This window comes from Paraburkholderia caffeinilytica, assembly GCF_046030355.1.
GTDB lineage: Bacteria > Pseudomonadota > Gammaproteobacteria > Burkholderiales > Burkholderiaceae > Paraburkholderia > Paraburkholderia caffeinilytica_B.
This window is the reverse complement of the sequence record NZ_JAQQCQ010000019.1, coordinates 133,088-157,530: the sequence shown is the minus strand read 5'-3', so window position 1 is coordinate 157,530 and position 24,443 is coordinate 133,088. Positions and strand designations below refer to the sequence as shown.

The 24,443-nt window shown below is 62.9% G+C and carries 16 protein-coding genes; 7 read left to right on the top strand and 9 right to left on the bottom strand.

The genetic code is table 11. From position 1 onward, the window contains the following. The first annotated feature begins 1 nt into the window (after window position 1). Genes bcsB through PQQ95_RS25900 form a run of 3 tightly spaced genes read left to right on the top strand, consistent with a single transcriptional unit; the run spans window position 2 to window position 8,590 of the window. Complete coding sequence (bcsB, locus tag PQQ95_RS25910; RefSeq protein ID WP_408442321.1) at window positions 2-2,563, top strand: cellulose biosynthesis cyclic di-GMP-binding regulatory protein BcsB; 2,562 nt, start codon at window positions 2-4, stop codon at window positions 2,561-2,563. A gap of 10 nt (window positions 2,564-2,573) precedes the next feature. Next, the gene (bcsZ, locus tag PQQ95_RS25905) at window positions 2,574-3,782 is read left to right on the top strand and encodes a cellulose synthase complex periplasmic endoglucanase BcsZ (protein ID WP_408442318.1); all 1,209 of its coding nucleotides are present in this window, start codon (window positions 2,574-2,576) and stop codon (window positions 3,780-3,782) included. Next, on the top strand, window positions 3,773-8,590 hold the full coding sequence (locus PQQ95_RS25900; RefSeq protein ID WP_408442316.1) for a cellulose synthase subunit BcsC-related outer membrane protein: 4,818 nt from the start codon (window positions 3,773-3,775) through the stop codon (window positions 8,588-8,590). The genes bcsZ and PQQ95_RS25900 overlap by 10 nt, the downstream gene beginning before the upstream one ends. A gap of 49 nt (window positions 8,591-8,639) precedes the next feature. Here PQQ95_RS25900 and PQQ95_RS25895 read toward each other — a convergent pair whose 3' ends face one another. The 5 genes from PQQ95_RS25895 to PQQ95_RS25875 form a co-directional block, all read right to left on the bottom strand. Next, on the bottom strand, window positions 8,640-9,764 hold the full coding sequence (locus tag PQQ95_RS25895) for a fimbrial protein (protein WP_408442313.1): 1,125 nt from the start codon (window positions 9,762-9,764) through the stop codon (window positions 8,640-8,642). Window positions 9,765-9,834: 70 nt separating this feature from the next. Then, window positions 9,835-12,435: a fimbria/pilus outer membrane usher protein gene (locus tag PQQ95_RS25890; RefSeq protein ID WP_408442310.1), complete on the bottom strand. Its 2,601-nt coding sequence runs from the start codon at window positions 12,433-12,435 to the stop codon at window positions 9,835-9,837. Between the two features lie 230 nt (window positions 12,436-12,665). Next, window positions 12,666-13,409: a fimbria/pilus periplasmic chaperone gene (locus tag PQQ95_RS25885; RefSeq protein WP_408442308.1), complete on the bottom strand. Its 744-nt coding sequence runs from the start codon at window positions 13,407-13,409 to the stop codon at window positions 12,666-12,668. A gap of 93 nt (window positions 13,410-13,502) precedes the next feature. Continuing rightward, window positions 13,503-14,069 (bottom strand): fimbrial protein, encoded by a 567-nt coding sequence (locus PQQ95_RS25880; protein ID WP_408442305.1) that lies wholly within the window; start codon window positions 14,067-14,069, stop codon window positions 13,503-13,505. 568 nt (window positions 14,070-14,637) lie between these two features. Next, entirely contained in the window at window positions 14,638-15,861 is a 1,224-nt protein-coding gene (locus PQQ95_RS25875) for a DUF2252 domain-containing protein (protein ID WP_408442353.1), read from the bottom strand. A gap of 449 nt (window positions 15,862-16,310) precedes the next feature. Here PQQ95_RS25875 and PQQ95_RS25870 point away from each other — a divergent pair, with 449 nt between their 5' ends. Continuing rightward, window positions 16,311-18,992, top strand: coding sequence for a hybrid sensor histidine kinase/response regulator (locus tag PQQ95_RS25870; protein ID WP_408442302.1), 2,682 nt, complete (start codon window positions 16,311-16,313; stop codon window positions 18,990-18,992). A gap of 375 nt (window positions 18,993-19,367) precedes the next feature. Then, complete coding sequence (locus PQQ95_RS25865) at window positions 19,368-19,634, top strand: hypothetical protein (protein ID WP_408442299.1); 267 nt, start codon at window positions 19,368-19,370, stop codon at window positions 19,632-19,634. On the opposite strand, the gene PQQ95_RS25860 is transcribed toward PQQ95_RS25865, so the two are convergent. The 3 genes from PQQ95_RS25860 to PQQ95_RS25850 form a co-directional block, all read right to left on the bottom strand. Next, window positions 19,579-20,982, bottom strand: coding sequence for an ATP-binding protein (locus tag PQQ95_RS25860; RefSeq protein WP_408442296.1), 1,404 nt, complete (start codon window positions 20,980-20,982; stop codon window positions 19,579-19,581). The two genes, PQQ95_RS25865 and PQQ95_RS25860, sit on opposite strands and share 56 nt — an antisense overlap. Continuing rightward, window positions 20,979-21,692 carry a response regulator gene (locus PQQ95_RS25855; protein ID WP_408442294.1) on the bottom strand — a complete coding sequence of 238 codons (714 nt, stop codon included), beginning with the start codon at window positions 21,690-21,692 and terminating at the stop codon, window positions 20,979-20,981. The genes PQQ95_RS25860 and PQQ95_RS25855 overlap by 4 nt, the downstream gene beginning before the upstream one ends. A 91-nt stretch (window positions 21,693-21,783) precedes the next feature. Continuing rightward, a complete protein-coding gene (locus PQQ95_RS25850) occupies window positions 21,784-22,077 on the bottom strand; it encodes an EF-hand domain-containing protein (protein WP_408442292.1) in 294 nt (97 codons plus the stop codon). Here PQQ95_RS25850 and PQQ95_RS25845 point away from each other — a divergent pair. Both PQQ95_RS25845 and PQQ95_RS25840 read left to right on the top strand, forming a co-directional pair. Beyond that, complete coding sequence (locus PQQ95_RS25845) at window positions 22,076-22,309, top strand: hypothetical protein (protein WP_408442290.1); 234 nt, start codon at window positions 22,076-22,078, stop codon at window positions 22,307-22,309. The two genes, PQQ95_RS25850 and PQQ95_RS25845, sit on opposite strands and share 2 nt — an antisense overlap. 350 nt (window positions 22,310-22,659) lie before the next feature. Continuing rightward, on the top strand, window positions 22,660-22,905 hold the full coding sequence (locus tag PQQ95_RS25840) for a hypothetical protein (RefSeq protein ID WP_408442287.1): 246 nt from the start codon (window positions 22,660-22,662) through the stop codon (window positions 22,903-22,905). A gap of 10 nt (window positions 22,906-22,915) precedes the next feature. Here the strand turns inward: PQQ95_RS25840 and PQQ95_RS25835 are convergent, their stop codons facing one another. Continuing rightward, entirely contained in the window at window positions 22,916-24,166 is a 1,251-nt protein-coding gene (locus PQQ95_RS25835) for an arsenic transporter (RefSeq protein ID WP_408442285.1), read from the bottom strand. Between the last annotated feature and the right edge of the window lie 277 nt (window positions 24,167-24,443).

Here is a 24,443-nt window from a genome sequence, read left to right as displayed (position 1 = left end):
TATGGGCAACAGGATGGCGAAGGGAAACATCGAACGCTCGAATCACGAGCGCAATGGGATGGAAGCACAGGCGCGTCTGCCGGGACGCCCCCGTTCGCAACGGCTGATGCGCGGGATTGCCTGCTGGCTCGCGTTGCAGACCGCGTTGGCGGCGCCGCTGGCCTCGGCGGCCGAAGTGGCTGCGGCGGCCATGAGCGGCGCCAGTGCGTCGCAAGCGTCACCGGCGGCAGGCGCCGCTGGTGCGCCCGCTGTGCGCGTCGCCACTGGCGTCGGCAGCGTGCCCGCGCCGAGCGCCGCCGTCCCCTACGATCCGAACGCGCTCGCACAAGCGCAGTTGGCCACGCCTACGCCGGCGCTCGCCGCGTCGTCGGTGAAAGCCTTGGGTATCAGAACGCCGACCACCGCCGAACCGGGCACGCTGGTGCCGGGCGGCCGTCGTCAAACGCTCACGTTCGCCGACCTCGGCGCGCGCGATCCGCTGCAACTGCGCGGCACCGACGGCCAGAACGGCGTCGCGTTCTCCGTGCGCGGCGACGAAGTGGTGACCGGCGCGGTCCTGCATCTGGTCTATAGCTACTCGCCCGCGCTGCTCGCGAATATTTCCCAGCTGAAGGTGCTGGTGAACGGCGAAGTCGCCGCGACGCTGCCGGTGCCGCACGAACAGGCCGGCATGCTGGTGGCGCGCGACGTTTCGATCGATCCGCGTTTCATCACCGAATTCAACCACCTGAACGTGCAGTTGATCGGTCACTACACGACGAGTTGCGAAGACCCGGCGAATTCGTCGCTGTGGGCTACCGTCAGCAATGCGAGTTCGCTCGACCTGACGTATGCGTCGCTCGCCAGCAAGCCGGATCTCGCCGCCCTGCCGCAGCCGTTCTTCGACCGCCGCGATGTGCGCCGTCTCGAACTGCCGTTCGTGTTCCCGCAAAAACCCGGCGCCGCGACACTCGAAGCGGGCGGCATCGTCGCGTCCTGGTTCGGCGCGCTCGCCGGCTATCGCGGTGCGGTGTTTCCGGCGCAACTGGATAACGCGCCGCTGTCGGGCAACGCGGTCGTGTTCGCGACTACCGACCAACGGCCCGCCGGCGTGACGATTCCGGCGATTTCCGGCCCGACGATCGCGGTGGTGGATCGCGAAGCGCCGGCGCGCGGCAAGCTGCTGCTCGTGCTCGGCCGCACCGAGGCCGAACTGAAAACCGCCGCCAAATCACTCGGCATCGGCCAGAACACGCTCACCGGCCCGAGCGCGACGATCACGCAATTGAACGAACTCATGCCGCGTGCGCCCTACGACGCGCCCAACTGGCTGCCGACCAACCGTCCGGTGCGGTTCGGCGAACTCGCCGACCCGCGCGACCTGACCGTGTCCGGCTACGACGCCGACGCCGTGCGCGTCAATCTGCGCGTGCCGCCCGATCTGTTCATGTGGCACACCTTGGGCGCCCCGATCGATCTGCGCTACCGCTATACGGTGCGTCCGCTGCGGGACCGTTCGTCGCTGAACGTCAGCATCAACGACGGCTTCGTGCAGGCACTGCCGATTCCCGCAGAGTCGGCCTCCGTGTTCGAACTGAGCCATTACTTCGCACGTGTCTTGCCGGACAAGACCGCCGAAGCGCGTCACACGATCCATATTCCGCCGCTGCTGCTGACGCCGCGCGCGCAGGTGCGCCTGCATTTCTTCTACGACATTCCGAACACGGGTGAATGCCACGGCCGTCTGCTGGAAAACGTGGTCGGCGCGATCGATCCGAATTCGACCATCGACCTGTCGTCGTTCCCGCATTACATGGCGCTGCCCGATCTGGCGGCATTCGCCAACAGCGGCTTCCCGTTCACGCGGATGGCCGACCTCTCCGAGACCGCGGTGATCCTGCCGAACGAGGCCGATTCGAGCGACTACAGCCTGTATCTGCTGACCATGGGCCGCATGGGCGCATCGACGGGTTATCCGGTGAATGGCGTCACCGTCGGCACGGCCGACGACGTCGACAAGTATGCCAACAAGGACCTGCTGATTTTCGGCGCACCGGGCAAGCAACCGCTGCTGCAGCGCTGGGCCAAATCGATGCCGTTCTCCAGCGACGGCGATTCGCGCACCTTCGCGCTCTCGGACGTGGTCTTCAAGCTCGAGGACTGGTGGCATGGCGAGCGCGGCGTCGAACGCGCGCCGGCGCGCGCCGACCTGACGCTCGTGAGCGCGAACGGCGATGCACTCCTGACCGGTTTCGAATCGCCGCTGCAGAAGAACCGCAGCGCTGTCGCGCTGGTGAGCGCGGCCGGCCAGTCGGACGCCGATCTGTCCGCCGCCCTGCTCGATGCCGACGTGCTGCCGGAGATTCAAGGCGCGATGGCCGTGATCCACGACCGCACCGTCACCATCACGTCGAACGGCGAAGCGTACTATGTCGGCCATTTGTCGCCGCAGGAGTATCTGCGCTGGGCGCTGTCGTCGCATCCGCTGTTGCTGATGCTGGGCGGCGTGCTTGCCGCGCTGATCATCGCGGGCCTCTTCTACCGGACGCTGCGCTCGATCGCCGCGCGCCGCCTAAAAGACTGACAGGACGGGTATGCGGTATCGAACCAACAAGACACGCGTGGCGCTGACGCTCGGACTCGGCTTTGGCCTGGTCCTCGCGGCGGCCACGAGTTTTGCCAGTATCACCAAGGTGGCGCAGACCACGTCGACGCCCGGCCAAACGGGTCCGTGCAATACGGACTGGCCGGCGTACCGCATTTTCGTCGAGCACTTCGTGCAGGCCGATGGCCGCGTGATCGACTACTCTTCGCCGCAGTTGAAGACCACCTCCGAAGGCCAGTCATACGGCCTGTTCTTCGCGCTGGTCGCGAACGACCGCGCAACCTTTGACCGGCTCCTGAACTGGACCCGCACCAATCTCGCCGGCAATCAGTTCGATCCGCAAAACGTGCGGCTGCCGTCGTGGCTCTGGGGCAAGAAGCCGGACGGCTCGTTCGGGGTGCTCGATCCGAATTCCGCATCCGACTCCGACCTGTGGATCGCCTACGATCTGCTGCAAGCCGGCCGCCTGTGGCATGAAGCGAGTTATACGCAACTCGGCGAGGCGCTCGCCGCACAGATCGCGCGCCAGGAAATGACCACGCTGCCGGGCGTCGGCCCGATGCTGCTGCCCGGTCCGCAGGGCTTCAAAAATGGTGGCGTGACGCGTCTGAATCCGAGCTACCTGCCCTTGCCGGTACTGCGCGCGCTCGCCAAAGACCTGCCGAACGGCCCATGGGCCAAGCTCGCCGACAGCGCCTACAAGCTGATCAAGACCACCGCGCCGCAAGGCTTCGCACCCGACTGGGCGGCATGGCAGAACGGCCAGTTCGTGGTCGATCCGAAAGAAGGCGACACCGGCAGCTATGACGCGATCCGCGTCTATCTGTGGGCCGGACTGACCTCACCCGCCGATCCGCTCGCGAAACCGTGGCTTGCGGCGCTCGGCGGCATGCGCGCGAAGGTGGCGCAGACCGGCATTCCGCCCGAGAAGGTATCGTCGACCACCGGTACGGCGAGCGGCGAAGGACCGTTGAGCTACTGGGGTGCGCTCGCGCCGTACTTCAAGGCGCTCGACGACGAGCGCGGCCTCGGCCTCGCGCGTACGCATCTCGCCGTGCTCGACACCCATGTGCCGGGCCGCGAACCTGTTTACTACGATCGTGTGCTGGGTCTGTTCGGCACCGGATTTATCGACGGCCGCTATCGTTTCGACGAAGCCGGCCGTCTCGTGCCGAGTTGGAGAAATGCATGCGATTGAGCGCCCTCGCGTTTTCATTGCGGTTCGCGCTGAGCCTCACGGCCGTCTGCTGCGTGGCGGCGGCTTCGCCCGACGCGTTGGCGCAGGCATCCAAAGATCCGCTGAACGTGCTGATCGATCAGGGCAAGTACTGGCAATCGCATCACCGCGGCGACCTTGCCGAGCAGGCGTGGCAAAAAGTGTTGCGCATCGATCCGAAGCAGCCTGATGCGCTCTACGGCATGGGCATGGTGCTCGCCGACCGCAAGGACGGCGCAGGCGCGCAGCAATATCTCGCGCGCCTGAAAGCGGTCGCGCCGACTTACCCGAATCTGGATGAACTGGGCCGGCGTCTCGGTGAATCGAGTCTGCGCGACCAGACCGTCAACGACGCGCGGCGGCTCGCGCAAAGCGGTCAGAGCGCGAGCGCGGTACAGGAGTATCAGCGCGCGCTGAACGGCAAGCCCGCCACGCCCGAACTGCAACTCGAGTATTACCAGGCGCTCTCCGCCACGCCGCAAGGCTGGGACCAGGCGCGCCGCGGGCTGGAACAGCTCGCGCGCGACAACCCCGACGACCCGCGCTACGCCCTCGCCTACGCACAGCATCTGACCTATCGCGATACGACGCGCCGTGACGGCATCGCGCGGCTGCAGAAGCTCGCGGGCGACAGCACGGTCGGCGCGTCGGCGAAAAAGAGCTGGCGGCAGGCGCTGTTGTGGCTCGACGCACGGCCCTCCGATGCCGCGACGTACGAAGCCTATCTGCAAGGCGCACCCGACGACGCCGCAGTCAAGGCACGCTTCGATTCGATGGTCGAGCAGGACAAGACGGCCCGCGATCGCGCCCAGGAAAATGCCGCCAGCGACGCGCGCGGCCGCACCATCGCCGACGGTTTCGCCGCGCTCGATCGCGGCGACCTCGGCACGGCGCGATCGAAGTTTTCGTCAGTACTGGCGAATAGTCCGAACGACACCGACGCGCTCGGCGGCATGGGTATCGCCGCCTTGAAGCAGGAAAAATTCGCCGAAGCCCGTAACTATCTGGAACGCGCCTCGCGCAGCGGCAATCCGGCGCGCTGGAAAACCGCGCTCGATAGCGCGACCTACTGGACCTATACCAGCGACGCCATCGGCGCGCGTAGCAACGGTGAATTCGCGAAGGCGAAGTCGCTGTTCGAACGCGCGATCGCGCTGAATCCCTCCGACGTCACCGCGCAGGTGCTGCTCGGTGAAATGCTGCTTTCGAACGGCGACCCGGTCGGCGCGGAACAGGCCTACCGGATGGCGCTGCGCCGCCAGGCCGACAATCCCGATGCGATTCGCGGCCTAGTCGGTTCGCTCGCTGCGCAAGGCCGTGGCGACGAAGCGCTGCAGTTCGCCAATCAGTTGAACAGCGAACAACAATCGAAGGCCGGCGGCATCAACCGTCTGCGCGGCGAAGCACAAGCGGCGCAGGCACGCGCTGCCGAAGCGCGCGGCGATCTCGGCAGCGCGCGCAGCCTGTTCGAAGACGCGCTGCTCAACGATCCCGACGATCCCTGGCTGCGTCTGGACCTCGCGCGCATTTACGTGCGCCAGGGCGCGGTTGCGAATGCGCGCAGCATGATGGACGGATTGCTCGCCGCCCATCCCGACATGACCGACGCGTTGTATGCGAGCGCGTTGCTGTCGGCGGAAACACAGGACTGGGCCGCCGGTCTCGCGCAGCTCGAGCGGATTCCGGCCGCGCAACGCACCGACGCAATGACGACCTTGCAGCACCGCCTGTGGGTGCATCAACAGGCCGACCTCGCAACACGGATGGCGCGCAACGGCCAGTCACAGCAAGCGCAGGCTACGTTGCGCGCGGCCGAACCCGTCGCCGGCACCAGCCCCGAACTGATCGGCGTGATCGCTGCCGCGTATCAGCAGGCGGGCGACCCGAATCGCGCGTTGGGCCTCGTGCGCAGCGCGATGAACGCGGCGCCTGGCAACACCGATTTGCTGCTGCAATACGCGGGCATTCTGTCCGCCACGCAGCAGGAAGCCGAACTCGGCATGGTGATGCGACGCCTCGCGTCGATGCAATTGACGCCCCAGCAGCGCACGGATTTTGGCAATCTGAATCTGGGGATCGTCATCAAGCAATGCGACGCGGTGCGTCAGCGCGGCGATCTCGCCAGCGCCTACGACGTGATCGCGCCGTGGCTCGCGGCGATGCCCGACAATCCCGATCTGCAAGCCGCCCTTGGCCGCCTCTATTCGAGCGCCGGCGACGACCACAATGCGCTCGCCAGTTACCGCGTCGCGCTGCAACGCAAACCCGACGACCTGAACCTGCTGCAAGCGACGATCTCCGCGGCAGCCGGGGCGAAACAGTTCAGCTACGCCGAATCGCTCGCCAATCAGGCGCTTGCCGCAGCGCCGAGCGACCCTGGCGTGCTGGCGACGGTCGGCCGCATGTATCGCGCCGAAGGCAAGCTGTCGCTCGCGTCGACCTATCTGCAACGCTCGCTGGTCGCCGCCAATACGCCGCTGATGGCCAACGCGCCGCGCGCCAATGGGCCGAGTAACGTGCCGCGTGGCTGGGAAGTCGCGATGCGCCGGATCGGCGCGACGCCGCTGCCGGGCACCAATCCCTTCGAAGGCAAAACCGCAACGATCTCGCCAACCGACGCCGACAATGCCGCGTTTGCCGGCGGCGGCTCCAATGCCGCGCGTGCGTCGCTTCCGTACTCGCAGTCCTCCTTGCCGTCACAGACCGTGCCGAACTATCCGCCACCCTCGCAGCCCGCGCCGTACGTCGCGCCTTATACGGCGCCTGCGCAGCAGTATGTGCCCAACGCGGCGCCTACTGCCGTGCCCTATAACGCGCCACGTCCCGGCGCCAGCCCGGGTGGCTACGGCCAGGAGACCAGCGGGTCGAGTCAGTCGGGCGCGCCGTTGCAGCCTTATCCGGGTCAAGGGCAGGCGCAGATGCAAACGCAAATGCCGCCGATGCCGCAGGCGCCGCAACAGCAGTACAACGGTGGGTATTCGCAGCAGCCGGGCTACCCGCAGCAAGGTGGGTATCCTCAGCAGGCCGGTTACCCGCAGCAAGGTGGATATCCTCAACAGGCGCAATACCAGCAACAGCCGGACGGCTATGCAACCACGCCTTGGCCAATGTCGCCCGCGGCACGCGAAGCGCAAGCCAATGCCGGTTCGATGCAACAGCCGCGTTACGCGGGTTCGACCACGGGTACCAAACATTCGACCGGCAAAAAGCAAAGCACGTCGAAGAACAGCCGCAACACACAACAAGCCTATGCGCAGGCGCCGTATGGGCAGCAGCAAGGCTATCCGCAGCAGCAACAGCCTTATTACGGCCAGCAACCGTATCCTCAGCTGCAACAGGGTTACGCGCAGCAGCCTTACCAACCGCTTCCGCCGCAACAGGCCTACGGTCAGCAGCCTTATCAGCCGTATCCGAATCAAGGTTCAGGCTATTACGCGCAGCAACAGCAACCGTACATTCCGCAACCGCCGACCGGTTATGCGCAGCCGTATTACCCGCAACAACCCGGCGCGAATGGCAACGGCGGCAGCTACCCGCAGCCGAACGTGGCTAATACGCAAACACTCGGCGTGGCCGAAGAACTGGCGCAGGTCAATCGCGAGCAGTCGAGCACCGTGTCGGGCGGGATCGTGTTCCGCAATCGTGAGGGCGAAGACGGCCTGTCGACGTTGACGGATATCGAAGCGCCCATTCAAGGGCGCATCAAGGCGGGCAACGGTCACATTGTCGTGACAGCGACCCCGGTTACGCTGGATGCTGGCACGGCATCGGGCAGTCTATCGACGCTCGCGCGATTCGGTGCGGGGCTGTCCAATAGCTCGTCTGCGGCCGCCGCGGTTGCGGGTACCAACAACTATGGCAGCCAGACAGCGAGTGGCGTGGGGCTGTCGCTCGGCTATGAAGGCCGCAGCCTTAATGGTGATATCGGCGTGACGCCGCTCGGTTTCCCCGAGAAGAACATCGTGGGCGGCTTGCAATATAACGGTGGCATTACCGACAAGGTGTCGTACTCGTTGGCCGTCGCCCGTCGCGCGGTGACTGACAGCTTGCTGTCGTATGCCGGCGCGCGTGACTCGGGCTCCGGCCTCGAGTGGGGCGGTGTCACCTCCTTCGGCGGCCTCGCCAGCCTTGCATGGGATGACGGCACCAGCGGCCTGTATGCGAACGCCGCGTACCAGAACTACCATGGCGATCACGTCGCGAACAATAACGCGGTCAAAGGCGGCGGCGGCATCTACACGCGCCTGTTGAAGGATGCCGATCAGACGCTGACCATCGGTGTGAACACGACACTGATGACCTATAACAAAAACCTGTCGTACTTCACGTATGGTCAGGGCGGGTACTTCAGTCCGCAGCAGTACATGATCCTGAATCTGCCGGTGGAGTGGACTGGGCGCAACGGCCAGTTTACTTACGACGTGAAGGGGTCGATCGGCGTGCAGCATTATCGGCAGGATGCGTCGAATTACTTCCCGCTCGACGATAACCTTCAAAATAATGCGGCGGCGCAAGCCAGGACACTCAATAGCCAGGGTTCGAGTGTGGATAGTGGCGCGCAGTACCCGGGCCAAAGCAAGACCGGCGTGTCGTATTCGCTTAGCGCGGTGGGGGAATATCAACTGGCGCCGCAACTGGCGTTTGGGGCGACTGCCTCGCTCGGCAATGCTTATGAATATCGTGAGTGGCTTGCGGCTGTTTATGTGCGGTATAGCTTTAGCAAGCAGACGGGGTTGCAGCCGTTCCCGCCTACGCCTCTCAGCTCGCCTTATTTGTCGTTGTCGAATTGATTGGTTGCGGTCTGCGGGGGTAGCCTCTTCGTGTAGGCAGCCGCTGCAGTCACTGATACGACATCGTGAAGGTCGCAAGCGCCTTGACGGTACCCGCAGAGACAGCGCCCGTGCGCACATAGCGGGCGGTGAGCGGCACCTGCAATGTGCCGTTCGGCGAGTTTCCGATCAGCCATTGGTTCGTGTTGCCGGGCGCCGCCGAATCCGGACCGAAGGACACCGGCGTGCCGCTGCTGTTCAAAATTTGTACGCCGATACCACGCGCGGTCGAATCCGGCGACAGTTGCAGTGCAGTGCTTCGATTCGAAGGATTCACGTTGTCCGTCAACGTGATCGAGACTTTTGCTCCCGTCGCGCAGGAGAATGCCAGGGAAAACGGCTGCGGGGCAGCGACCGCGCCGACTGACGAAAAAACGCGGGTGTCCGCGGTCGGCATCAGCACCGCGACGTTCGTTTGATTGACGGAGCAGGTGGCTCGAGTAAGAACGCCGGTTGCACTTCCCGTGTAGAGCGATCCTTTGTTCCAGTAGCTGCTGCCGCCATCCGAAGTTGAATAGATGATTGTCACGGAAGGCACCGTGGATAGAGTCGACGCCCCTGCCGCTATCGTGTCTGTCACGACGAGACTGGATGTCACTGTGACGTTGGCCGTCATGATGGGTCCATTCAGCGGTCCCGAAAACGGACAGCTAATCCGAACCGTTCCATGGGAAAGAACGAGGTTATTCGCATTGCACTGCGGCGAATTGAACATGTAGCGAACCCCGAGGCCTGGTATTCCTGTCTTGTAGACGTCGGTGAAACCAGGTGCCAACCCTCCTGTCGTTGTGAAGTCGGAGAAAAGCGTTGCCGACGTGTCGGATAGACCGTCTGCGAGGAACTTACAGGTCAGTTGGAAGGCATCAGGTGCAAGCGTGCTAACCGTCGCACCCACGGCGGTATTCATGGGAACCGAGATCACACCGGCGACGAACGCTTTGTTGATGGAAGCGACCTCGCAGGTCAGATTGGCATGCGCTGAAACGGAAATCGCGCCAATGCATAACGCGAGAGCAAGACGCAACAAGACCGTGTTAGCTATGCGATGCACATTTCGAGGGGCGCTTTGAACGCGTCCAAGGATCTGTCGTCCTGCGTCGATAAAACGGCTTTCAGAATAGTTCAGAAAGGCCATTTATTTGCCCCAGTTATTTACCCCAGTTGAAAACCGGTCCGCTGAGCACTTCGGCGTTGCCGACAGCCGTTTAATTGCCTTCGACGCAATGCCCCTCAACAGACGCAAAAGCCGCCTCTTCCTTATCGCCCTTCACCGGCAACGAATACTGAATCCGGCACACGTCCCCTTCCTTCTCGCCGATCTTGACCACGAGCGTACCGTTGTCGTCGATACCACGCGCGAAAATCCGGCTATCCTGCGCGACCACGCCAACGTGATTGCCCTTCGCATCCAGCACGTCCGCGCCGAACGGCAGCGCCTCACCGCCGAGTTGCGGCGCGCGGATCAACGCCGCGCGGCCTGTCACCGTCTTGTACTTGAGCATCACGACGGAGCCGGCGCGCGGCACCGCATGCTCTAACGTCGAGGCAAACTCGACGTCGCTGGACGTCCCCTTAGGATCGATGTCGACGGTGTTCATGCTGTACGGCGTCAAGTATGGCACCACTGCATAGCCGCGGCTATCCAGCTTCACGCCCGTTGCGCTCGATATCGTCGCACCCGCCGCGCCCGGTGCTTCGACTATGCCGAATGTATCGCCAACCGTCTGCGAAAACGTCACACCGCCCGGATGCGCGACGATCGAGCCGCTCACGCCCGCCGATATTTGCGTCGAGTTCGTGCCCGCGCTCGCCGACGCGGTGACCTGCGCATGCGGCGCGCGATAGACGCCGCTCACGCCGGCGTTCGCATTAGCCGCCGACGACGAACCCTGCCCAACCGTGCCGTACGCGTTATACGAATACTGATTCTGGTCACCGGCCGAGCCGCTGATGCTCGCCTGCATCGTCGCCGCGCCGCTACCCGCATTCAGGTTCGTCGACAACGTCGGCGCATGTTGCGTATGACCGAGCGGAATCGTCGTGCTGAGCATGATCTCGTTCGACAGCGTACCGTCCGCGCTACGCGTACGGCCCGCCGTGATGCTATACGTGCCGAACTTGTAACTGTTCGAATAGCCGGCCTGATAAAACACGTCGTTGCCCGGACGATTCCAGTAATGCTGCGACGATGCTGTCAAAAACACCGAGCCGCCGTTCTTCAGACTCTGGTTCACCGTCAGTTGCAGACGGCCGCGCTGACGGTCCGCCGCGTTGACGTCGCCGCCGTGCAGCGCTGCGTCACGCACGGTGGCGGCATCGGCGAAGTTAAGGTAGCCGGCGTCGGAAAAGCGGTAAGCGCCCACGGCAATGTTAGTGCCGGTGGGATCGATAAACTTGCTGTAACCGATATGCAGGCTGTTGCCATGCAGCGATTCGTGACCCGGCACTTCGGTGCGCGCGGTCGTGATGTCGGCTGCGAACGCACCGAACTTCGTGTTCAGCGCCGCGCCGGCATTTGCCGCCACATATCCAGTAGCCGCGATCGCGCCGCCATACATCGTCACGAGATTCGTCAGGCCGCGCTGAACGGTGACCTGCATGAAGCCAGGCTTGGTCTGCAATGAATCGTTGCGCAACTGGCCGGCCGTGACAGCGAAGCGCGTTGTGCCCGGGCGCAGCGATTGCGCCACCGAAGCATACGGCACGGTGAAGCTCTTCGTGCGGCCGTCGGCTTCCGTGATCATCACGTCGAGATTGCCGCCGACACCCGCTGCGTAGAGGTCCTTGATTTCGAAAGGTCCTGGCGACACGCTCGTTTCATAGATCACCTGACCGTTCTGACGCACCGTGACGCGCGCATTCGAATCGGCCGTGCCGCGTACGACGGGCGCATAGCCACGCAGCGATTCGGGCAGCATGCGGTCGTCGGTGGCAATCTGCGCGCCGCGAAATGAAACGCTGTCGAACACGTCGCCCGTGGTCTGCGCGTCGCCGAGCGTGACCTGCGAGCGCAGCTTCGCCACGTCGTGTTGCACGTAGGTGGCGATGTTGTCGAACTGCGTCGCTTGACCCGTCGATGCCGTCACCGACGACTGATGACGGAAATGCCACCCGCCGATGTTCACGCCGGCGTTCAGGCCAAGATACTCCTGCGACGAATGCACACCGCCGCTATCCGAACGATATGCGCTCGCGTTGTAGCTCACGAAGCCGGCATTCACACCGTTGTCCCACAACTCCGGCGGCACATAACCGCGCGCGGAATTGCGCATGAATTTCTGCGGCACAGTGATGACGAGCTTCTGCTCGGAGAAATCGAACTGGACGTTTGCTTCGGGCACCAGGGCGGCCACGTCGATGCAGTCGTCCATAGCGGCCGTCGCCGCGCTTTGCCTGACTTCGGCTTCGACCTTGGCGAAGTCGACACCGAAGCCTTCGAGCATCTTGCGGTCGAAGCAGGCGCGCGCGCTTTCGCCGTCGCGCGTCGCGATGAAGCGGATGCTGTCGCGTGTGACGCGCGCATCGTTGACCCACACGTCGACGGTATAGACACCCGGGGACACGATATTGCCGCGTGCGAAGCGTGCAACGTCCACGGTCTGTTTCGGATCGGTTTGCAGGAAGGTGGTATCGAAGGTGACGGCTTCGGCGGTCTGGCCGGCGTCCGCTGCGCTTGCATTGTCCGGCGTCATGTAACCCAGCATCGCGAATACGGACAGCACGAGCGCCGTAACCGGCTTCAAACCGAAGACAACGGCATCGGTACTGCTGTATGCATCCGACTGTGTTTGGCGTGAGGGTTTCATGATCCAGATAACATCGCTTGTGAAATGTTTCGCTCTTGATGAGGCACAAGTCGATGTTATGGATTTACGAGATAGGAGTACCTAGGACGAGTCTGAATATTGGGATAGCGAACCAGGACGCGCGCGCAAACGCGTATCGCGGCTTATGCGATACGTGCTGAACGAGGTAGAGAAGAAACTGGGAACGAGCGGAAGGCTACCGCCCTGAAATAAGAGACGCTTGGCCTGCTTTATTGAGTCAGCGTTGCATCACCTTCGATCGCGCCGCCGAAGTCGTTGATTGCCGTGTAATGGACCTTGCCGCCAGCCTGCACGCCGGTCATCTGCGAAATCGGAATGATCCCGGTACCGCGAGGCGCCACCATGCCGCCGCTGTCGTTCTTATAGGTGCGGCCGTTGGCCGCGACGTCGATCGCGCTGAACGACACGTGATACGCAGTCGGGTTGGTGACTGCCAACGCCTGACCCTTGCCGTTCGGCGCCGGAACGACTTTCCAGTCGAGTTGACGCGGTGCGTCTTCCGGTCGGCCAGAGAGCTTGGGCGGCCGGACGAACACCTTGATACGTGTGCGAAACGCAAACTGCAGTGTGTTGCTGTCCGTCGTATTGGCCGCTTTTGGCGGGATATCCAGCACGTTCAACCAATATACGGATTCGCGGTCTTGCGGCAGCGCCTCGCCGGTATACATCACGCGCAGCGTCTGTGCTTTTTGTGGATCCATCCGGAAAATCGGCGGCGTAATCACGAACGGCACCTTGCTTGCGCCGGGCTTCGAGTCCGCGTTGCCGTTATCCATCCACACTTGCACGAGCGATGGATTGCGGCTGTCGTTATCGAGCTTGACCGTGACTTCCCGCTGGTCGAGCGGATACACCACTCGCGTTCCGCCCACCGTAACGCTCGCTTGCGCCGCGCCGGCCAACAACGCACCCGCCAGACCCAGCACCGCCATCCATCGACTCATCGGTTTCATCACCCACTCCTTTATTGCCAAGCTTAATCAATTAATCTCGAAACTGCTTGAAGAAAGGTGCTCGCCGGGACGAACACCTTCCACGTCACACCATTATTGATATTGCATGGTGTATTGCACCGAAGTCGCCACCGAACCGGCTTGCGCCTTGCCAGTCGCGTAATACTGCGCAAAGTAATTCACCACCGCATTACCGCCGACAATAGTCGCCGCATTGGTGCTGATGTCGTTATTCGTGCCGGCGACGATGTTGATCGGCTGCATATTAGCGTTCAGAAGACGGACTTCGACGTACTTCGCCGGGGTGCCCGTTGCCTGGTTTTGCAGATAGCCGTTGGCCTGATCGACGGTGGAGCCGTTTTCGAAACGGGCGATGGCCTTTGTCGCCGTGCCGCTACAACCGCTCAGGACCATCTGGATATTGCCTGCGCCCGAGATGCCGGCAACCGAGCCCGAGGTTGCGAGTGCGCCAGCCGGAACAGTTGGCAGCGTCACGGCGATGTCGGCCGGGCTGCCCGAGGTGACGCCATTGATCGAGCAGGTTGTGTCCGACACAGTGCCGGTGAGCGTGATGGTGCCGTCCGCGGCCTGAGCATCAATCGACATGACGGCGACAGAGACCAGTGCAACAGCGACAAGTGCGGGAATCTTGCGTTTCATTTGGACACTCCAGAAATTCAGTTAATTAGAAAAAATAGCTTCAATAAACTTAGCGGTTGATTCGTGTCATCACGTGGGCCGCTCGGGGCGATCGCTGCTTTACCGGTGCTTCGTTTTATTAACCGCTGAAGCGCTGATCACCATGAACACAATCTTAAAAAAAACGGATGCCAACGTCGCTCGGACGATTCTTAAAATAATGAGATGGATTTAGGATCAGCAATTTGGCGCTGTGGCTTGCCTGGAAAGGCTTTGCAGGCAAATTCAAATAATATTGTGATGCAGCACCCGACTCGGACTAAGAAAAATCCTAGTCTTACCGTGCCGCAAATAGAACAATTGCGATACTGCTTCGTCTGCCTGACCATAATATGGATAACTGGGCATAAGACGAAAAGCAATGAACGCGTAGAGGCAGTTTGAGCAGTGCATTGAGCACTTGGGTGGTGGTTGGGTTATCCAGATCCACTCAGCCCGTCAGCGATGCTGACCCGCTGAAATACTATCTCCCCAACCTGCCGGCCCATACTGCGCTTGGCCGCAAAGGCAAAAAAAACACTTAGCTATCCTACCCCCCAGTAGCATACCGCCGACAATGCTCCAAATACCCAGCCGCATGGCTACTAACCAGCTCCACAATACTTTTCCAAAGCCACCCCGGCGCATCGAGGGTCTTCGACCGATTCCTCCGCAATTCAGCAAGCCACGCCCTGCACTCAAGCGCATCCATCTGCCGCGCATGCGCCTTCCCCACCACTAACGCAAGGAAGCGCGCAGCTTTCATCGCTTCGTCCTGAGTCAACTGCTCAATAGTCAGCTTCATATCCTGTGGCAGCAGTTCCCGCATAACAACAGCGCGATCCGACAAGCGCGCCGCCCGCATCCGCTCGCCCAAGGACGGCGACAAATGCCGCGCCCCCTTCACGACCCGCTCGGCGTTATCCCGCGGCATGCGCACGCCGGGATAGCGTGGCGCGGCCGCCTGCGCGGCTTCCTTGATGTCGATCAGGCACAGATCGTCGCCCTCCACCGCGGCGCCGTCGATGTCCAGCAGCACCGCATACCGCAACCGCCCCAGCGAACTGCATCCCTTCACCCAGTAGGCCGCATCGAGCACCTCGACATCGGCGTCGTCGTCGCCGCCGCGCAAAACCGTCGCGAGCCGTGTCAGCGAGCCCTTCTCGAACAGCGCCTCAATCTCGCGCCGCTCGCTCTTCGCCAACGGCCAGAATCGTGGGCCAAGCGGAATGCTCGGTTCGAGATCCTCAATCCGCTCTTCCGCCAGATGACGCCATGAGCGGCGCACCGCTTCCTTCATCACCACTCTCACCGCCTCCGGCTTCTCGGCTCGGATGTCGGCATCGCCAGCCGCCTCGTCAAACGCGCGTTCGTAGCCGTCCGCCAACGCTTCCATCATGTGCACCGTAGTCAGGCCAGGCAGATCCGAACCGCGCGCGGCCGTCGCCAGTGACAACCCAAGACGGATCAGGTCATGCGCGGGATTGCCGATCACCGTCTGGTCGAGATCGCGAATCAGGATCTCGACGCGCCCTTGCGCATCGGCGACCGGTCCGAGATTGCCGGTATGGCAATCGCCGCAAATCCAGATCGCAGGACCTTCCGGCAATGCGTGGCTCTCCATCCCGTCGAGCCATTCGTAGAACTTGCTCGTGTTGCCGCGTACATAAGCATGCGCCGAACGCGCCATTCTGGCGTTGCGGCGAGTGGTGAGCAGCGCCTGCCGTGCGTCCGGTTCGGGCAGCTTGTTTCGTGTGATATTTTTCTTGGGCATCGTGTGATCCGCGTTTATTGAAATCCGAATCCGGCGTGGCGCTTCCTCCACCCTGCGCCTATTGGCGTAAGCGAACAAGAGCGCAGAGCACGAAATACGCCTGAAACTCTCCTGTCGCCCTGCAACACCTTTCAACTCACTAAACGCGGTAGATATGCAGTCAAGACCGGCAGCACTCGCGCTTCTTTCCGATCCCACACCCTGACCTGAACAAAGCAGGTAAAACTTGCGAGCCAATCCCGCCGCTTGCCCGGCTAAACCCGCACAGCCTCTTCTGTTACGTCATCGGGCACCCGTTGTGACCTACAATTACTGCTGCCCCGTGGCCGCTTCGCGCCCGCTGTGCACGGCAGAAGATTCATTCCGCCGCCTGCTGAACATTCGCGCGCGCCATACGCGCCGGCAGAGTGGGGACACACTCATTGACGTGATCTCTGTGGAGCGCAGCAATGCCATTCCCGGCACAAGACCATGGCTGCCCCGGCTGGCGCGGGGACATGGCGCGACGCATCAGCGAATTCGACTGGGCGGCGACCGACCTCGGCGCGATAGAAAACTGGCAGCGCAGTCTAACCGCCACCGTTCAAATGCTGCTCGCCTCGCCCGTACCCCTCGTGCTTCTATGGGGCAAACCGGGCTACATGATCTACAACGACGCCTACGCGATATTCGCGGGCGGACGGCATCCGTATCTGCTCGGCTGTCCGGTCGAACAGGGCTGGCCGGAAGTCGCCGATTTCAACCGTCACGTGATGACGACCTGTCTTGCCGGCGGCACCCTGTCGTATCGCGACAAGGAACTGGTGCTGCTGCGCGACGGCAAGCCCGAAGACGTCTGGATGGACCTCTACTACAGCCCAGTCGCCGACGACAGCGGCGCACCCGCGGGCGTCCTCGCGATGGTCGTCGAAACCACCGCGCGCGTACTAACTGAGCGCTGGCGGCAACGCGCCGAGGCGGAACTGCGCGAAACCAACGAACGGCTGCAACTCGCGCTCAATACCGGCGCGGTGCTCGGCACATGGGTGCTCGACGTACGCACCGGCATCGTCACCGGTGACGAGCGCTTCGCGCGCACCTTTTCGTTTCCACTGGAAGAAGCCACGAAAGGGCTCGAACGCAATGCCGCGACGCAGGTGATCCACCCCGACGACCAGCCGCTCAACGACCGCCTGACGGTCGAAGCGATACGCACCGGCCAGCCGTTTCGCGCCGAGTACCGGATTCGCCGCCCGGATGGCGACTATATATGGGTGCAGGCGAACGGCCAGTGTGAGTTCGACGAACAGGGTGAGCCGACCCGCTTTCCCGGCGTGCTGATCGACATCCACGAACGCAAGATCGCCGAACAATCGCTACGTCAGCTGACGGAAACGCTCGAACAACGCGTCGCCGATGAAGTCGCGGCGCGCGCGCTCGCCGAAGAGCAGTTGCGTCAGGCCCAGAAGATGGAAGCGATCGGCAGCCTCACAGGCGGTGTCGCACACGACTTCAACAATGTACTGCAAGTGATCAACGGCAACCTGCAGATGCTGGCCGCCGATGCCGGCGACAGTCCGACCGCGCTGCGGCGTTTGTCCGCCGCGACGGATGCCGTCAAGCGCGGCGCGAAGCTGGCCGCGCATCTGCTCGCCTTCGCGCGCCGCCAGCCGCTCTCGCCTACCGTGCTGAATCCGCGCCGCCTGCTGGCCGGCATGAGCGAAATGCTGCATCGCGCGCTCGGCGAAACCGTCAAGATCGAAACGGTGTTGAGCGACGACCTGTGGCACGTGCAGGCGGATCGCAATCAACTCGAGAATGCGCTGCTCAATCTTGCGATCAATGCGCGTGACGCGATGCAGACCGACGGCACGCTCACCGTTCGCGCGACCAACCGCGTGCTGGACCCTGCGTTTTGCCGCGGCAAGCCGGAGTTCTCGCCAGGAGAATACGTGGTGTTCTCGGTGGCCGACACGGGCACCGGCATGAAGCCCGAGATCCTGGAGCACGTGTTCGAGCCGTTCTTCACGACCAAGCCCGACGGCCATGGCACCGGATTGGGCCTGAGCATGGTGTTCGGCTTCGTCAGGCAAAGCGGCGGCAATACGGTGATCGACAGCGAAGTGGGACGCGGCACCACCGTTTCGCTGTTTTTCCCGCGCTGCTATGAGCCCGAAACAGTCGAAGCCGCCGATCAGACCTCGGCGCCGGTAGGCGGCGGCGAAACGATTCTGGTCGTCGAAGACGATGCAGATGTGCGTCTCACCGCCGTCGAAATGCTCGCGCAACTCGGCTACAAAGTGTTGACTGCATCGAGTGGCGACGCGGCGCTCGAACTCCTCGAAAGCGACGTGCCGATCGATCTGTTGTTTACCGATGTGGTGATGCCCGGCCAGGTGAAAAGCGTGGAACTGGCGCAGCGTGCGGCAGCGCGCTCGCCCACGGTGCCGACGCTCTTCACCTCGGGCTATACGCGCGACGAAATCGTCCATCACGGCAAGCTCGACGCCGGCATCACGCTGCTGTCCAAGCCTTACCGGCGCGACGATCTCGCGCGCAAGCTGCGCAGTGTACTGCGTGCCGGAGCCGCCAGCGTGGACGGTGAACAGATCGCCCCGTGCGTGCCACGCACGGTCTACGATCCGGCCTATGCATCCGAAGCGTCCGGGCCACGCGAAGGCCTGCCTGAGTCCATCCGTTCGAGTGAACATGCGCACGCGAACGCCCAGGTGAATTCGTCAGCCGACGCCCTCGCAAATCAGCCGTCACGCCAACCCGGCGCGCCGGCTCGCATCCTGCTGGTCGAAGACGATGCCGACTCGCGCGACGCACTGTGCGACCTGCTCGGCGCGCTAGGTCTCGACTGCACCGCCGTCGCGAGCGCCGAAGAAGCGCTGCCGCTCGTGCCCGCGCATCGTTTCGACGTGCTGTTCACGGACCTGACGTTGCCCGGCATGTCCGGCGACAACCTGGCGCGCGCGGTGCTGGGTCTGCAGCCGGACATCCGCGTGCTGCTGGTATCGGGCTATGGCAAGAACGCCGAGATCGGCGATGCTATTCCGGGCGCACGGCTGCTCGGCAAACCGCTCGATATCTCGCAGTTGCGGCGCGAGCTCGCGGAGTGGCTCGATCATACGGAGGCGGCGTCCTAGGCCTGGGCTCGCCTGCGCGCGGCAATCAGCGCGCCCTTGCCGATAAATATCGGCTGCGGCACCTAGCGTGACCGTTGGCCTCGCACTTTTTATGCCACTGCCGATAATGCGGCTTATATTGATGTTAGGGATGTTCCTGCAGCGACTCGACTGCCGCTTCAGCGCAATTGCCGCCGCCCGGGTGCTGGCGATCCGTTCGTCTGCAGCAGCATCACCAGCCGGGGCAGCTCAATGTGCGCGGCACCCACGCCCCCTGGTATGATGCCAATCGCGCGCCGACCGGCGTTCGATTCATCGCCACGTTTTATCACAGCTTTTGTAAGTGCATTTCCAGCCGCGTGTTGTGCGGCACCTTTTCCAGCCACGAGAACCATCATGCCTGCCCAACACGACGAAGTCCCCACTGCCAGCACCACGCCGGGCAAGGCAAAGCGCAAGGATCTGCCCATCGTGGCGCGCAACCTTCTGATGGTGGCGGTCGGCGTCATCGTCTTCGCGATCGTTGCCACGGTCGTGCTCTACGGTCCGATCACTTACGGCGACGAGATTCCCAACTTCGGCATCATTCTCATGCTGACCGTGCCGGTCATCGCGGGCGTGGCCTTCCGGGTGGGACTGGATGCGTGGCTGGACCGGAAGTGAGCGGCAGCACCACCCACACCTCCAACCCGCCCCCCTCGCGCGCATGAAACTGCAGGCTGCCGCCGTGCAGCCGCGCGATCCGTTCGACAATCGCCAGCCCCAACCCCGTGCCGCCGCTATGCGCGCGAGCATTGCGGCCGCGCTGAAACGGCGCTTTTAGCTGCTCCAGCTCCTCCGCCGAAAGCCCTTTGCCGCGATCGCCGATCGCGACATACACGGCTTCGCCCGTGGCCCAACTCCGCACCGCGAGACCAGTGCCGCCGTAGACGATCGCGTTCTGCATGAGGTTCATCAGGAGCCGCATCATGCTGATGGGCCGATACGCAATCGCGGGCAAAACCGCGAGCGACAGCGCAAATTCATGGCCCAGCCCCGCGAAATCGCCGGCGAGCCGCTCGATCAGCGCATTGAGATCGCCGGGCGCCGCCGCTTCACGCTCGCCGCTGCCCGCGTAGTCCATGAATTGCTGCAAGATCGTCTCGATCTGATCCAGATAGGACTCGGCGGCGACCACGAAGCTGCTGTCGCTGCCATCCGGCATCGCCATTGCCATTGAGAGCCGGAGCTTGGTGAGCGGCGTGCGGATATCGTGCGAGATGCCTGCCAGCATCAGCGCGCGCGTCGCCTCGGCTTGCTGCAACGCATGCGTCATCTGATTGAAAGCCGTGCTCACCGCGGCGATTTCGGTAGGACCGTCGGTCGGCAGCGGCGCGGGCGTTTCGCCGGCGCTCACGCGGCGCGCCGCTCGCGTCAACGCCTGGAGGGGCTGGTTGAGGTGGCGCTGGATCACGTAGCCGGTTAGCGCCGCCAGTGCGCCCAAACCGAGCGACAACAGAATTGCGGCGTCGAGCCCCTCGCCTTGCGCGTCTTCGGGAATCGGCAGCGCAATCCAGTACGGCGATTCCGGCGCATTGGCCGGTGCGTTGGCCGGCGCATGCATGCGAATCCACAACCGTTGACCGCCTTCGGACTGCCAGCGCGCGGGCATATCGGCAGGCAGATGCGCACGCAGGCTGTCGAGAAATACGTCGCGCTGATACGTGCGATAGGCGCGCATCAGACTGGGCGGCGGCTCGACGGCCGCTTCGGCTGGAAGTTGCGCGCGAGCGCCGAGACGCGTCGTCAATTCGGCGCGCGCACCCGGCGGCGTGGCCTGAAGCAGGCTATCGAGCGTCGTCACGTAAGTGGCGAACACCGTGGCCGCCCGTTCCACGCGAGGCCGCTGCACGTAGTGCAGCAATACGCCAAGCGCGCATGCCTGGCTCAGCATCACCAGCACGATCAGCAAGGCGATATTGCGCGCCAATAGCGTTTTCGGAAGCGCCCGCTGAAACCACGCGCGCGTCATGAGTCGACGTCCGCGACCAGCATGTAGCCGACGCCCCACACGGTCTTGATGAAACGCGGCTTCGACGGGTCGTCTTCGATGATCTGCCGCAGCCGCAGCACCTGCACGTCGATGCTGCGATCGAGCGCATCGTGGTCACGCCCGCGGGCACGCGCCAGCAGATTGTCACGGCTCACCGGCCGGTTCGGCGACGAAGCCAACGCGACCAGCAGCAGCATCTGCGCCGAATGAATCTCCAGCAGTTCCCCGGCACGCGACAACTGCTGCTTGCCGACATCGAGACTGAAATCGCCGAAACGCACACTCTGCGAGGTCACGGTGACGTCGCCCGAGGCGATCTTCTGGCGGCGCAGCAATGCATTGATCCGCGCCACCAGTTCACGCGGCAGGAAGGGTTTGGCGAGGTAGTCGTCGGCGCCGGTTTCGAGGCCGGCCACCTTGTCGAGCGGATCGCCCTTCGCGGTCAGCATCAGGATCGGCAACGTCTGCCCTTGCGCACGCAACCGGGCGCAAATGGCGAGGCCATCCTCTTCGCCGATCATCAGGTCGAGCACCAGCAGGTCGAACGGTTCGCGCTCCAGATAACGGTCGAGCCGCTTGCCGTCTTCTGCGACGCGGACGTCGAAGCCATGTCCGCGCAGAAACCGCTGCAGCATGTTGCGCAGTTCGGCTTCGTCGTCGAGCACGATGATTTTGGCGGGGCGATCCATACGAAAGCTCCTCGATTCAGGCGTCGGGCGGTGCATGTCGCGCCGCGTGCCGTTCGGCCTCGCGCTACGACAGCACATGGAACGATGAAACTCAGTGCGCTGCCCCGCGTTCCTGCATGAATGCCGCGATCTGCGGCAACGTGATGTACCCCGCTTTCTGCGTGTCGATTTCGTCGAAATGCCTGGCGACCATCGGCATGCCCGCAGCGGCCTGATCCCGGGTGAGCTTGCCGTCGTGCGTGGTGTTGGCATTGGCAAAGCGCGTTTGCAACTGCTGCGCCATGCGTTCCATGCGCTGGGGATTGCCGCCCTGCGGCGCGGTGGTTTGGGCAAACGTGACGGTGGATGCGCAGCACAGCAGCACAACGGCGAACAACTTTTTCATGACTGACTCCTTCGATCGGGTCATCGTGCGTCGCCTGCAAACCGCCGCGATCCGTTCGATGACAGGCCGAATTCTTGAGGAAGCGCGGCCTGAAGGCAATTTGAGAATCATGTCGCCTTATGTCATGGCTTTTCGTGGCAATGGCCTCGCGGAAAACGTGCGTTGCCGACACCGCACAGAAAGCGCTTCCAACCCCTACGCCCGTGTCATCGCTCATTATCGCGCGACATGAAATGAAATAAGTTTGCGCTGCCGTTACAAGGTGATTTGCAAGAACACCTGGTCAATTCCCCTTGGATGGGCTCGATTTTTTTGCGTTCCGCGGCGTATTACAGGGATTAAAACAGAAGAAAAAGCGGTCTTCCTCAGAGGTATCCCCGATTGGGCGGCGCCGATACATCAGGCAAATACCCGACACCTGAAAGCAGGATGTCAGCTCGGCATCGCGGACGCGGGGTACGGCGCTTGCTGCATTCTCCATCACCGTCGGGCGCGCCGATTAGTCGGACCTATCGATCCCGTTACCGGCGTCCCGCTCGCATCCGTTTCATCGCCCATCCACCTCTTCTTCTGGAACGTTAGATGAGCTACTACGACATAGACAAAGAAATCGCCCATCTCGAGTTCGTCTTCGGGAAAATTTCCAGCAACGATCGCATTCCGCTGTCGTATTGGCGCAATCGGCTGAGCATGTTTCCCAAGGCGTCGCTGATGGCGACCCAGCGTGTTCGCCTCGCGCGGCTCGAAGCCGCGCTGCGCTCGCTCGAGCGAGCCGCGCAGACGCTGGCAACCGCGCCGCCCATGCGAGCGACGGGCACCCGGTCCTAATGCGTTGCCCCTAACCGATCAGGATCCGCGCGGCGAGCGCCAGCGCGAGGGCGGGCAGCATCACCACCACGCCTACTTTCAAAAACTTCAGGAAACTCACGTCTTCGCCTTCGCGGCGAATGGCATTCAGCCACAGGATCGTTGCGAGCGAGCCGGTGATCGACAGATTCGGCCCCAGATCGACGCCGATCAGAAGCGCATCGATCACGCGCTCAGGACTATGCGCCTGCATCACGGTCGAACTGGCGATCAGACCCGCCGGCAGGTTGTTCATCAGATTGCTGCCGATCGCGATGATGCTGCCCGCCCAGCCCGCTGTCGTGACTTCGTTGTGCTGCGTCGCGCCTTGCAGCAGATTGACAAAGGTCCTGATGACGCCAGTGTGATCGAGCATTTCGACCAGCACGAACAACGCGGCGACGAGCGGCAGCACGCTCCACGATATTTCCTGGATCATCGGCAGCGGCGATTTGCGCTCCTGGATCAGCACGACGGCGGCGGTCAGCGCGCCGAGTATCGCGGTGGGCAAGCCGAGCGGGACATCGAACGCGGACACCGTCAGCAGCACGACGGCCGTCACTGCGATGCCCGCAAGCGCAACGCGCCCACTCGACGACAATTCGAGCGGCTCGAGGTCGGCCTCGCAGGTGCCGGCGAGTGCTTCACGCTGAGTCCAGCGCAACAACACGTAAGTTGCGACGATCGACAACAGCGAAGGCAGGGTGAAGCGCATCAGCCAGGCGCCGAGCGCGGGCGTGTGATTGCCGTACAGCACGATATTGGCGGGATTCGAGATCGGCAGCACGAAGCTCGCGGCATTCGCAATGAACGCGCAGACGAAGAGCAAGGGCAGCGGAGGCGTCTTCGCTTTTCTGGCGGCGGCAAAGACGGCCGGCGTCAGGACGACCGCGGTGGCGTCGTTGGAAAGAAAGGCGGTAATGACCACGCCGACCAGATAGACCAGTAGAAAGAGTTTTCTCGGCGAGCCTTTGGCGTGATTGACCGCAAAGACGGCGACCCAATCGAACAGACCTTCGCGGCGCCCGACTTCCGATAACAGCATCATGCCGAACAGAAAGAGATAGACGTCCGTGCCTTTGCCGATTGCCTCGATGGCCAGATCGACGGGAAGCAGGCCGAGTGACACGAGTAACAGCGCGCCGGCAACGGCCCACACGGCCTCGGGCCATTTGAACGGGCGCGTGATGACACCAGCCGTGGCGGCTATGGCGATACCCCAAGACAGGAAGACGGAATTCACCAAGTGGATCCTGGATTCTGATTGTGCGCGAGCGCGGAATTGAAACGCAGCATAACTCATGAGCGAGGCGCTGCAGGCGGTCGAAGCGCAAGTTGTGTGCCACGCAGCGCCACGTTTTTTTGTCAATTCAAGCGACCGCGCGGATTTATTCCATCCACATTAGCGTCACGGCCAGAACAATCTGTTCTCTTCTGCCCGCCTATTCAGTTTTCATTGGCATCCCTATTATCCGCATTCACACGCGACATACCGCACGCGGCAAGCGGCACGCAACACG